This window comes from Thermodesulfobacteriota bacterium (genome assembly GCA_039028315.1).
Taxonomy (GTDB): Bacteria; Desulfobacterota_D; UBA1144; order Nemesobacterales; family UBA2774; genus CR02bin9.
In genome coordinates this window covers 1-12,230 of record JBCCIH010000050.1, presented here as the reverse complement: position 1 = coordinate 12,230, position 12,230 = coordinate 1, and the positions used below count along the sequence as shown (strand labels likewise).

The window sequence follows — 12,230 nt, the reverse complement described above, 5'->3', positions numbered from 1 at the left end:
TCTAGAGTCTGCTAAAGCTGCGCTCAAACTTCAGGAGCAGATAGTTATTGATGACGTATGGGCTTCATATTATGAATTTAGAACGGCAGTTCAATCGCTTGAAGCCGCAGAAGTATTACTTCAAAGCTCACTTGAATCATACAATGCATCATTAGAACTTTACCAAAACGGCGTGGGCGATATTATAGAGCTGCTCACCGCTCAGACAACACTTGCTGATGCAAGGGCCGAGCAGGTAGAGACCACAACTGAAGTATTTACTTCTTATGCAAACTTGATAAATGCATTGGGTACGGATATTCCTACTCCCGATTCACTAATAGATCAAAACGAAGAATTGGTTGAAGATGCGCTTTTGGATTCAGAATCTAAAGGCGAGGAGTCTAATAATGAAGAACAGTAATATTTATTCACTTACTATATTTTCACTGGTATTGGTGTTTAGTTTTGCGCTCATAGGCTGCGGAAAAAGTGATAAAGATAAGCAAAAAAAGACAGAGCCTCTTGTTACTGTTGCAGAGTCAAAATCAGAGACGGTGCCTATATATCTTGACTACGTTGGCTCACTTCAATCAATCAAGCAAGTTTATATAAACGCAAGAGTAGAAGGCTTTTTAGTAGAAAGAGCATTTGTAGACGGCGCCGATGTAAATGAGGGTGATTTATTGTTTGTAATAGACCCACGGCCTTTTGAGGCGGCTCTGGTGGCTGCTGAGGCACAGCTGCAAGAGGATCTGGCGGCACTAGCATTTGCTAGAGAGCAGGTTAGACGCTACAAACCACTTGTAGAGAAAGACTACATAACACAAGACGCCTATGATGAATATGTAACAACTGTCAAAGAAGCAAAAGCGATGGTAGAAGCAGATCGTGCAAACGTATTTCAGGCAGAACTTGACCTAAGCTACTGTACGATGAATGCTCCCTTTGACGGACGAATCGGCAGAAGACTCGTCGATGTCGGAAATTTAGTCGGAGCCGAAGAGGCCACACAGCTTGCGACTCTAGTCCAGCTAGATCCGATCTATGTGTATTTCAATGTGGCTGAAAGAGACATTCCTGAAGTATTAAAACAACAAAACATAAAGCCTCTTACCTTTAGTGTTATGCTTCCTGATGAGAGCAAACACCCACAAGACGGCATAATTGATTTTATAGATAACCAAGTTGATGTAACTACAGGAACTATTACCCTAAGAGGTACTGTTGGAAACAGCGCGAAAACTATATTGCCCGGGCAGTATGTGAAAGTTCAGCTCTTGTTAAAAGAGCAGCCCAACACAATAGTGGTCCCAGAGCAGGCAGTTGGGGAGCAGCAGGGAGAAAACTATGTATATGTGGTGGGAGATAACAACAAAGTCGAATTCAGAAATGTTACAGCCGGTTCAACCTACAAGGGAGATAGGGTTATTTCCAAGGGTATTAAAGTCGGCGAGAAAGTGATAATAAACGGTCTTCAGAAGGTAAAGCCTGGAATAACTGTTAAGACAGAAACACAGGCGCAAGCAGAGGCAAATAAAAAAGCAGCTTCATCGCCTTCGCCTGTACCCACAGGAACGACTGAGTAATAAGATTTACTAGGAGAAATTAGTTTTGGTTGATTTATTTATTAACCGCCCTGTTTTAGCGACAGTACTAGCAATCTTGATAACTCTCATCGGAGCTATATCTATACCTGTGCTTCCAATTGCACAGTTCCCTCAGATCGCTCCTCCTACTATAAACGTCTCAGCAACCTACACAGGAGCTAGCGCTGAAGTGGTTGAGGAAACTGTCACAACTCCTATAGAAGAGCAGATAAACGGCGTTGAAGGCATGACATATATGTCATCCAATAGCTCTAATGACGGGACCATGTCTATCAATGTTACTTTTGAGATAGGTTATGACCTCGATATTGCTGCTGTAGATGTTCAAAACAGGGTCCAGCTTGCCACGCCTAGGGTTCCTGAAGAAGTGAGCAAATATGGAATTTCTGTAAATAAACAATCGACTGCATTAATCTTAGCATTTAATTTTACTTCTCCAGATGGGACCCGCGACCAGTTGTTCATGAGTAACTACATAGATATCCACATATCAGATCCTATACTTCGTATTCCTGGCGTTGGTGCTATTACGATCTGGGGTGAGAGAGACTACTCTATGCGGGTATGGCTAGATCCCGATAAAATGGCAAGTCTTGGAATTACTACTACCGATGTTTCAGATGCTATAGCGGAGCAAAATGTTCAGGTTGCTGCAGGTTCCATCGGTGAGCCGCCTGTTCCAGAGGGTCAGCAGTTCCAGTTTGCTATTACAACACTCGGAAGATTAGAAACTGTAGAAGAATTTGAAGACATTATCATAGTTGCTCAGAATGACGGCTCAGTTGTTCGTATTAAGGACGTTGCAAGGGTTGATCTAGGTGCAGAGAGTTATTTGACTGATTCCTTCATGGATGGGGATGAAACAATTGGGCTTGGTATTTATGCACTTCCTGGTGCTAACGCTATTGATATCTCTAATGAATCTCAGGCTCTGATGGAACAGCTTAAAGAAGATTTCCCTTCTGGCTTAGAAGTACAATCTATTTATAACACAACCACATTTGTAAAAGCGTCTATTTCAGAGGTTATAATCACCCTGTTAGAAGCGTTTATTCTTGTATTTATAGTTGTTTTTGTTTTTCTTCAGAATTTTAGAGCGACACTTATTCCTGCGATTACAATTCCTGTCTCGCTAATTGGTACTTTTGCCCTGATTAATGCTCTAGGATTTTCAATCAACACATTGACCCTTTTTGGCTTGGTGCTGGCGATAGGACTTGTGGTAGATGATGCAATTGTTGTAGTTGAGAACGCTTCTAGGCTTATTGAAGAAAAAGGCGTGTCGTCAAAAGAGGCTACTAGCGCAGCGATGAAAGAGGTGCAGGGACCAATAATAGCTACCTCTCTAGTGCTTATGGCGGTGTTTGTACCTGTATCATTTATGCCTGGTATCACTGGTCAGTTATATAGACAATTTGCGCTCACTATAGCGTGCTCTGTTGGAATTTCCACTATAAACGCACTTACATTAAGTCCTGCACTTTGCGCCTTATTCTTAAGAAAAGAGACCGGAAAGAAATTTTATCTTTACAAAAAGTTTGACCAGGGATTTGATTGGTTCAAAGACAAATATCAAAACTGGCTAGGCATTCTCACTCACCGAAATAAGGTTGTGATTGTAATATTTGCTGCTCTTATGGTTCTGACATATTTTATGTTCAGAATTGTGCCTACCGGATTTTTACCTGAGGAAGATCAGGGATATTTTATAACTAACATACAGGGCCCAGAGGGATCTTCTCTACAGCGTACACAAGAGAGTGTAAACCAAGTTGTAAAGATACTAGAAAATACCCCTGGCGTAGCTCACACCATCGCGATTGTGGGTCTTAATTTCTTAACCTCAGCATCAGACTCTAATTCAGGAGCAGTTTTTGCAGTTTTGGAACCTTGGAATGAAAGAAAAGGCTATAAAAACAGTGTGTTTGGAATTATGGAGCAGGTTACACAGGAATATGCAAGAATTCAGGGAGCTGTAGTTATTCCCTTTAATGCCCCTACAATTCAAGGGCTAAGCGCTACAGGAGGTTTTCAGTTCGAGCTTCAAGATAGATCTAGTTTAGGGCTAGATACTCTTGCCAAAGTTACAGATGAGATTATTGAAAAAGGAAGTGAGAATCCAGGATTGGTAAATCTCTTCAGCTCTTTTAATGCAAATGTTCCAGGTCTATACATTGAGCTTGATAGAACTAAAACCAAAACACAGGGCATCTCTATAACCGATGTTTTTGATACCTTACAGGCTTATCTAGGTTCTCTGTATGTAAACGACTTTAACCGCTTCGGACGTGTATACAGAGTATTTATGCAGGCAGAGGACGAGTATAGAAATACAGCAGAGGATATCTCAAGACTTTATGTTCGCTCGGAGTCAGGTGAGATGACGCCGCTTAGCACCCTCATTGATGTTAAAGAAATAGTTGGACCAGAGACAATTAGCCACTACAACCTTTATCGTTCAACTGAGATAGACGGAGATTCTGCAAAAGGTTATAGCTCGGGACAAGCAATTGCTGCTATGGAACAACTGGCTGAGGAAATTATGCCCGAGGGTATGGGCTATGAGTGGACGGGAACATCGTACCAGGAAATTAAAGCTGGTAATCTCGCGCCGCTTATTTTTGCCCTATCAATTGTATTTGTGTTCTTGTTCTTAGCTGCGCTATATGAGAGCTGGGCAATGCCGTTTATGGTGATGCTTGCTGTGCCTCTAGCACTTTTAGGCGCCATGCTTGCTCAGTATTTCAGAGGACTACAAAATGACGTTTACTGTCAGATTGGTCTAGTGATGCTGATCGGGCTTGCGAGTAAAAACGCAATTCTTATAGTAGAGTTCGCAAAGCAGCGAAGAGAAGAGGGCATGTCGGTGATAGACTCCGCCATGCAGGCAGCAATGATTAGGCTAAGACCAATTCTTATGACAGCGTTCGCATTTATTCTGGGAGTGTTCCCACTTGTTATAGCTAGCGGAGCTGGAGCCAACAGCAGGCACTCTCTTGGAACTGCAGTGTTTGGCGGAATGATCGTTTCGACCCTTCTTAGTTTGATCGTAGTTCCTGTTTTCTATGTGATTATTGAAAGCCTAAGAGAACGTAAGTCTAAAACAGCTGTTTAAGCATTATTTTGAATATTTTCTTCACATTATATTCATATCCTCTATTTATCATTAAATGCTAATAACTCTTATAAAGCGGAGGCTTAGATATGGCTAATCAAGACGGAGTTCTGAAAGGTCAAAGAGCGCTTATAACGGGTGCCAGCAGCGGTATAGGTAAAGCAATTGCCGTCGCTATGGCTAAGGCCGGGGCGAGTGTTGTAATTAATTTTAGAGCCGGCGGTGATAAAGCCCGTGAGGTGGTTAAAGAGATCGAAGATGCAGGCGGAACGGCAATTGCGCTTCAGGCAGACGTTAGCAGCGAGTATGAAGTGCAGGAGATGTTCGCTCAAATGATAAAGCACTTTGGCAGCATCGACATTCTTGTAAATAATGCAGGTGTGCAAAAAGATGTCCCTTTTCATGAGATGACTCTTGAGCAGTGGAACGCTGCAATTGCAGTTGATCTTACTGGGCAGTTTATCTGTTCAAGAGAAGCGGTCAGAGAATTTCTAAAGCGTGGCATGGTTGCAGAGCTGTCTTGTGCATTGGGCAAGATTATCTGCATATCCTCTGTGCATGACGCTATCCCGTGGGCAGGACATGTTAACTATGCGGCTGCAAAGGGTGGGGTGAAAATGTTTATGAAAAGTATCGCTCAAGAGCTTGCACCTCAGAAAATAAGAGTTAACGCTGTTTCTCCCGGCGCTATCAAAACAGATATAAATAAATCAGTCTGGGATACACCAGAAGGGATGGAGGGGCTTTTAAAACTTGTTCCATTTGGAAGAATAGGGGAGGTAGAGGACGTAGCTAAAGCCTGTGTTTGGCTTGCCTCTGATGAGTCAGATTATATTACGGGTGATGTGCTTTATGTGGACGGAGGCATGATGCTCTACCCTGAATTCAGAACCGGTGGCTAAAAAAATTACTTTAAAATTTGACCAGTTTTCTCGCTCCATAAAAGCAGATCCAGCTCATCAAAGTCTATATTGACCCTGTCTGCAAATTTTTTGAGCCTGTTTTCAATTTCTAAATACTTGTCTCTGGTAGTGGGTGGTTTTGGATCTTTAATAACTCTCAATTCATAAAGAGTATTGAGTATATGCTTGTCTAATATTGCGTAACCTGAAAAACCTATGTTTCTTAAGAAGTGGCTTGATTCCTTATATCCGATTCCCTTTATGTCTTTGTTCTTTGCAAAAAAGTCTCTTAGTTCTAAAGGGTTGTTAAAAGATAGAATAAGTTCTTTTAATTTAAAGTCGTGCTCATTTTTTAGATACTCTCTTGTATGCACAATATAGCGAGGCCTGGCGTTTGGAAACCTGTGAACTCCGTCTAATTTTTTCTGAAGTCTTTTTAGACTGGCACTTGGCAGGATATTCCTCATCGCATCTACCGAATTAAGACCCATCTTTGCACTGGCCCCAGCGGTGCAAATACAAAATGCGAGCTCTTCAAAGATTTTGTAATCGTCAGCGTGGGAAATAATTTTTTTAAATTCCCCCAGACGCTCTATAATTGCAGGTCTTTTTTCGGCATAGGAATTTTTTAGGTTAATTAAAATATTATCCATGAGATAGAAAGTATGTAATTTTAAATAGGATACTTGGATTACTTATAAATGGTCAGCTTTTTACCTGGAGTTAAGCTGTTAGATTTTAAATTATTCCACTTTTTAATCTTTGCAACAGTTGTGTTGTGCTTGTTCGCTATTTCCCAGAGGGTATCACCTGATTTAACTTTGTAGCTCATCGGGCCACTACCTGATGAGCTCTTAGCGCTATAGTTGCCGTTGGGTATTACAAGTACCTGGCCAGTTCTTATAGATGAGCCCTTTATATTATTTGCACTCTTAAGTGATGCTAGTTTTACTCTGTGCTTCTCGGCGATGCCGCCCAGTGTATCACCTGATCTAACTTTGTATTTACTAGGCTTTGAACTTGAAGAGCTCGATTTTGAGTAAGAGCCGTTTGATCCTGGTATCGTTAGCAGCTGGCCTTTTCTAATGTTAGAGCCCTTAATGTTATTTGCGCTCTTAAGTGATGAAAGTCTAACACCGTGCTTCTGAGCTATTCCGCCAAGTGTGTCGCCGGATTTCACCCTATATTTATAGCTGCCGTTGCTTTTCGTTTTCGTGCCCTTAGATTTACTTCCAGAGCTTGCATATGTTGTACTTGTGATTTGTGGGATTTTAAGCGTCTGTCCTGCTCTTATATTTGATCCCTTAATTCCGTTTGCTCTTCTAATTGTAGATACGCTAACTCTGTGCCTACCTGCGATTCCACCAAGTGTGTCGCCAGATTTAACTTTATATTTTACTGTCCTGGTAGTTTTCTTAGCGCTTGTATCGTCGCCGTAGTAGCGTCCTGAAGCCCCTGGAATTGTTAATACATCTCCAGTTCTAATTAGTGAGCCTTTAATATTGTTTGCGCGTCTTATATCTGATGAGCTAACTCTATGCCTTGCAGCGATAGCTCCAATGGTGTCGCCTCTTTTAACTTTATATTTAGCAGTATGCAGTTTGTTCTTAGATGATGCTCTATATGCGGGCGCCGATTTCCCAGGAATTTTTAACCTTTGTCCAACCCTGATTGTGTTGCTCTTAAGCCCGTTAGTCCTTTTTATCTTAGAGACGCTGGTTCTGTATTTTCTGGCTATTCCGCCAAGTGTGTCTCCGCGCCTCACTTTGTACCTAAAAGTGCCGCTTCTCTTGGCAATGTTTGGATTAACATTTGTCAGTGACGCAATTTGCTGGCTCTTTTGATTAGCTATAGAGGCATATCCCACTGGAACATGTATAGGATATGGGCCACCAGGAGGTGTTGCTTTGTGTATCAGAGATGGGTTTAGCTCTACAAGTTTAGTTGAGCTCACTCCTAAAACTCTTGCAATATCACTGAGCTTTTTCTGAGGGGCAACTCTTACAGTCTCATAAGGTACAGGCTCATGATATTTGATACCTACAAAGCCGTATTTCGCAGGATCCTTGGCTATTATTAGTGCTGCCATTAGCTTAGGGACATAGTTTTTTGTTTCTCTTGGAAGAGTAAACTCTGAAATCTGCCAGAAATCATTTATCTGATATTTATCTATTGCATTTTGAACCCTGTCTTCACCGCAGTTATAACCCGCCGCAGCAAGTTCCCAGTTTTGGAACATCGCGTAGAGATCGCTTAAGTAGTTGGCCGCTGCCTCTGTGGATTTCTTAGGATCCATGCGCTCGTCCACCCAGGAATCAACCCTTAGGCCGTATCTTTTGGCTGTGGGTTTGATAAACTGCCATGGTCCAACCGCTGCAGCATGTGATCTTGCCTTTACATTAAATCCGCTCTCTATCATTGAAAGATAGACTAAATCGGTGGGCATTCCCCTTTCTTGGAGAATTTTCCTCATGTTGGGGATGTATTTCCCTGATCTGGCAAGCCATATGCTAAATGATCTTCGTCCACGGTTTTGGAAATAGTTCATGTAGTGCATAACCCGCTCATTTAGCACTACGGGTATTTCCTTCTCATCCTCCGGGGCTACATCAGGCAATGAAATAAAAATTTCCTCAAATGCATAATAGGTTTTCCAGGCTTGGATATGAGGATTTAAGAAAAAGAAGCTGGGCTTAATGTTTTCCTGAGCCCTGTAGTTTTTATTATAATAGTCACTGTCCCCGTCAACCATTTTTATGTCGGAGTCGTCACCGGTGTAGATTCCCGGCATTGTTGTCTGAGACGTATTTGGGGAATGTTGTTTGTTGCCGCATCCTACAGCGAAGAGCAGCGAAAAGGCAGCTAAAGTTAGAAAATACCTATAAAACATTGACCATTTTGTATCATAATTTGGCATAGAAGTCAATGATTTTGGCCTAAATCTTAAGTATTTACCTTAAAATATGCCAACTTTGTATCATATGGTACTAAAATACTCTTTAAACTGAGCTGGCTTCATATTAGTCAAAGAAGCTAAGTTTTTAAGCTCTTTTTTATCTTCAAGATCTTCTTTTGTCAGCTTGATCATATACTTTTGTGCAACTTCAAAGGATTCAGTGTTAACATCTACAAACCTTATGTCTGTGCTGTTAGTTTTCGGATTTATGACTTTCTCAAATGGGATTGGAACCTTTTTGCCTTTTTGAATACTGATAAGTGCGCCAGAGCCCCCTCCAAGGAGAAACTTCACTGTGCTGTATCCAAGGTTTCTTGTATAACTTGCATCAAAAGGTATTGGAGGAGCCGATCTTAGCTCATAGCCGATGCTTGTATCTACTAGTCTTGCCTCAACACCCTTTTCTTTAAGCGCTTTTGTGGTCTCATTCTTGAGCACTTGTCCGAGATCTACTTCAGAGAGCCTTATTCTCCCATGCTCGTCCATAGTTAGGTCAGTTAGGTTTTTAAGCTCATTCTCATCCAGTCTGTCTGTTATGCCCTCTGCCAATATAGCTACTCCGTCCTCCCTGCCCATTAGCTTTCTTTTTATAACCGCTCCCTCAAGAATTTTGATAATATCGTGAAGAGATATTTTCTTCTTCTTTTTAAATTCCTCCGGGATTATAGTTAGAGTTGCTCCAGATGCTTTTCCTATGCCAAGAGCAAGATGACCTGTCTTTCTGCCCATAGTTACTACGAAATACCATCTTCTGGTTGTCTTGGCATCTTCCATGAGATGGTGTACCAGTTCTGTTCCGATATGCCGTGCGGTCTCAAATCCAAAGGTAGGTATGTAGCCCGGAAGCGGCATATTGTTGTCTATAGTTTTAGGTGCATGTGCAATCTGTATTTTCCCTTTTAATTCCTTTGCGAGCCTGCTTGCGAGATAAAGGGTTCCATCCCCGCCAATAGTGATCAGATACTTAACCTGCAACTTCTTTAAGCATGCAATTGTATTTTTTAAGCCGTTTGGAACTGAAAATGGGTTTGTTCTAGATATACCTATTCTTGAGCCGCCGGTGTTGTGAATCCTAGAGGTTTTGCCTATTGTAAGCTCTTCTACATGATCAGTGTCCCCTTGGCTTATCCACCTAAAGCCGTCTCTTATGCCAATTACTTCTATCCCTTGGTTTATAGCTTCTATAGTGGCTGCGCTAATAACACCGTTAATACCTGGCGCCGGGCCTCCGCCGACTAAAATTGCGAGCTTTTTGCCTTTTTTGATTTTTGGCTGAACCATCTTTTGCTTACTCCTCTATGTTGTTGCCATTAATTAATGATAGTCACGTTTTCGTCTTTGATTAAAATCATACCTATCCATATTATCTTTATGAAAGAAACGTGCCAGAATCAGGCCTGCAACAAATCCGCCTATGTGGGCCCAAAATGCAATTCCTCCGCTGTTGGCTGATTGCCCTATGGTTTCAATGCCATTTAAGAACTGAATAACCAACCATAAAAATATAATTGCCGCTGCCGGGATAAATCTTATATTTCTTAAAAACAAAATTGGAACAGGGTTTCTAAACTCAGATATTGGGAAAAAGGTGATATAGGCTCCCAGCACACCAGAGATCGCGCCGCTTGCTCCAAGTAAAGGCACTATTGATCCAAGGTTTGTCAGCACATGAAACAGTCCAGCTGCGAATCCGCAAAGAATGTAAAAGACCAGATACTTCAAATGTCCCATCTTAATTTCCACTCTGCTTCCGAAAATATATAGGAATATCAGATTGCCGATCAGATGGACCCAGTCTCCATGAATAAAAATAGATGACACAAGTGGAAACAGCCTCTCAGTTATTCCTATTTCTGCTGACAGCGAAAACACTACAGCTGGTATAAGGGCATATTCTTGAATAAATGTGTTTAAGTTCTCACCGAGCGAGAGTTCGTGAATGAATATGACTATATTTAAGGATATGAGCGTCAGATTAACTATTGGTATTGAAGAGAGCTTAAACCCTGAGCTTTGTTTCGACATGGCGGCTTAGATTATACATTGTTCCAAGTGGGTTTAAAGTAAGGAACTTTATATGCAGTATTAGTATCATGAGAATATGGATATACGGTTAAAGTAAGTAAGGCCAGCTTGAATAAAGTCTTATTTGCACTTAAACTGCTAATCGATTCAAAGGCTCAAAGCTATGTTTCAGAAACTAAGATCAGATCTTGTAAAGGAGCTAAGCCCTATTAGGCTTGTGTTAGTCAACGCCGACGGGTTTAGTGAAAACGGTAAAGCCCCTTCGACATCATTAGGGCTAAACGGCTCTACTATATCCGTACTCAGAGATGAGGGGGTTGAGTGTGTTGCCTTTTCAGCGCTCAAATCACAAGAAATATCATCAGTAGCTGAGAAAATGGGAATTGAGCTTCACCAATCTGTTTTAGAAAAGTCTGACTTTTATGCAAAAATGAAATCGGAATTTTCACTTCAAGACACCCAGATAGCCCTTATTTGCAGAGACCAGGAAGATTTAGTAATAATGAAAAAAGCTTCTTTCTCAGCAGCCACTTCTGAAGCCCCTCTAGAGGTTAAGGCGCATTCTTATTATGCTGCCTATAACAAAGGCAGCGGAGCGGTGGAGGAGATTGCAGAGCTGATAATCAAATCCAAGAAATATCCAGACGGTTGGTCTGAATAGTATCACTTAACCACCGATTTCGGATTCACTGCTCTCCCATATGATAAAATAGCATTCTATGGACATAGTCTCTTTTACAAAGTCTATTAAGAACAAAGCCCTAGATATCGGCTTTGATCTTGTTGGTGTATCTCCTGTCGGCCAATTCCCAGAGAACCAGTTCTATAAAGAGTGGCTAAAAAGCGGGTTTTCAGGAGAGATGGGCTATATGGAGAGAAACCAGGAAAAAAGAGAGGATATAACCAAAGTTCTGCCCGGGGCAAGATCAGTTATTTCATGCGTCTTAAACTATAATACGGACAATCCATATTCAACCGAACTTGCAGATAAAAAAAAGGGCTGGATCTCCCGTTACGCTTGGGGTGATGACTATCATGACATTCTCTTAAAAAAACTAAATCTGCTAATGGATTTTATCCGCGCTGAATCAAAAGAAAAAGTTAACTCCAAGGTTTATGTGGATACAGGACCTGTCTTGGAGAGGACATATGGTAAATATGCCGGCGTTGGCTGGGTTGGAAAGAACACATGTGTTATTAACCAGGAAATCGGATCATGGACTGTTTTGGGAGAGATCATAATTGATTTTGAGCTTGAATACGACACGCCTGTGCCCGATAGGTGCGGCACATGCACTAGATGTATTGATGCATGTCCTACTGATGCAATAGTTAAGCCCTATGTTGTCGATTCAACGCAGTGCATCTCGTATCTAACTATTGAATTAAAGGGTGCAATTCCTACTGTGCTTAGAGACGGGATAGAAAACAATATCTACGGCTGTGATATCTGCCAAGACGTTTGTCCATGGAACACCCGTGCGCCGCATACATCACAGCATGAATTTATGCCCAGACAAGAGCTCTATAATCCTGATTTAGAGATTCTGTCATCTTTAAGCCCCAAAGAATTTAGTGATCTATTTAAGGGAAGTCCAATTAAACGGACTAAAAGAAGGGGGCTTTTGAGAAACGTGCTCCTA

Annotated in this window: 10 protein-coding genes; 6 read left to right on the top strand and 4 right to left on the bottom strand. The window is 41.5% G+C overall.

The window, feature by feature from the left end; all coding sequences use genetic code 11:
- The 4 genes from AAF462_04655 to AAF462_04640 form a co-directional block, all read left to right on the top strand.
- Positions 1 to 403, top strand: a 403-nt coding sequence (locus AAF462_04655; GenBank protein ID MEM7008406.1) for a TolC family protein, incomplete at its 5' end; no start/stop codon positions are given.
- Positions 390 to 1,568, top strand: coding sequence for an efflux RND transporter periplasmic adaptor subunit (locus AAF462_04650; protein ID MEM7008405.1), 1,179 nt, complete (start codon positions 390 to 392; stop codon positions 1,566 to 1,568). The genes AAF462_04655 and AAF462_04650, both read left to right, overlap by 14 nt.
- A 25-nt stretch (positions 1,569 to 1,593) precedes the next feature.
- On the top strand, positions 1,594 to 4,704 hold the full coding sequence (locus AAF462_04645) for a multidrug efflux RND transporter permease subunit (protein MEM7008404.1): 3,111 nt from the start codon (positions 1,594 to 1,596) through the stop codon (positions 4,702 to 4,704).
- 89 nt (positions 4,705 to 4,793) lie between these two features.
- Entirely contained in the window at positions 4,794 to 5,606 is an 813-nt protein-coding gene (locus tag AAF462_04640) for an SDR family oxidoreductase (GenBank protein MEM7008403.1), read from the top strand.
- 5 nt (positions 5,607 to 5,611) lie between these two features.
- Here the strand turns inward: AAF462_04640 and AAF462_04635 are convergent, their stop codons facing one another.
- From AAF462_04635 to AAF462_04620, 4 genes are all read right to left on the bottom strand, one after another.
- A complete protein-coding gene (locus AAF462_04635) occupies positions 5,612 to 6,259 on the bottom strand; it encodes an N-glycosylase/DNA lyase (GenBank protein ID MEM7008402.1) in 648 nt (215 codons plus the stop codon).
- 38 nt (positions 6,260 to 6,297) lie between these two features.
- Positions 6,298 to 8,397: a LysM peptidoglycan-binding domain-containing protein gene (locus tag AAF462_04630; protein MEM7008401.1), complete on the bottom strand. Its 2,100-nt coding sequence runs from the start codon at positions 8,395 to 8,397 to the stop codon at positions 6,298 to 6,300.
- A gap of 186 nt (positions 8,398 to 8,583) precedes the next feature.
- Positions 8,584 to 9,843, bottom strand: coding sequence for a diphosphate--fructose-6-phosphate 1-phosphotransferase (gene pfp / locus AAF462_04625; protein MEM7008400.1), 1,260 nt, complete (start codon positions 9,841 to 9,843; stop codon positions 8,584 to 8,586).
- A 33-nt stretch (positions 9,844 to 9,876) separates the two neighbouring features.
- The gene (locus AAF462_04620) at positions 9,877 to 10,587 is read right to left on the bottom strand and encodes a rhomboid family intramembrane serine protease (GenBank protein MEM7008399.1); all 711 of its coding nucleotides are present in this window, start codon (positions 10,585 to 10,587) and stop codon (positions 9,877 to 9,879) included.
- A 163-nt stretch (positions 10,588 to 10,750) separates the two neighbouring features.
- On the opposite strand from AAF462_04620, the gene AAF462_04615 reads away from it, so the two are divergent.
- Positions 10,751 to 11,248: a hypothetical protein gene (locus tag AAF462_04615; protein MEM7008398.1), complete on the top strand. Its 498-nt coding sequence runs from the start codon at positions 10,751 to 10,753 to the stop codon at positions 11,246 to 11,248.
- A gap of 58 nt (positions 11,249 to 11,306) precedes the next feature.
- The coding region (gene queG / locus AAF462_04610) for a tRNA epoxyqueuosine(34) reductase QueG (GenBank protein MEM7008397.1) at positions 11,307 to 12,230 on the top strand (924 nt) is incomplete at its 3' end.

Coding starts and splice junctions, on each gene's coding strand:
- AAF462_04615 (MEM7008398.1), top strand. CDS start 10,751: ATGTTTCAGAAACTAAGATCAGATCTTGTAAAGGAGCTAAGCCCTATT.
- AAF462_04630 (MEM7008401.1), bottom strand. CDS start 8,397: ATGCCGGGAATCTACACCGGTGACGACTCCGACATAAAAATGGTTGAC.
- AAF462_04640 (MEM7008403.1), top strand. CDS start 4,794: ATGGCTAATCAAGACGGAGTTCTGAAAGGTCAAAGAGCGCTTATAACG.
- pfp (MEM7008400.1), bottom strand. CDS start 9,843: ATGGTTCAGCCAAAAATCAAAAAAGGCAAAAAGCTCGCAATTTTAGTC.
- AAF462_04635 (MEM7008402.1), bottom strand. CDS start 6,259: ATGGATAATATTTTAATTAACCTAAAAAATTCCTATGCCGAAAAAAGA.
- AAF462_04650 (MEM7008405.1), top strand. CDS start 390: ATGAAGAACAGTAATATTTATTCACTTACTATATTTTCACTGGTATTG.
- AAF462_04620 (MEM7008399.1), bottom strand. CDS start 10,587: ATGTCGAAACAAAGCTCAGGGTTTAAGCTCTCTTCAATACCAATAGTT.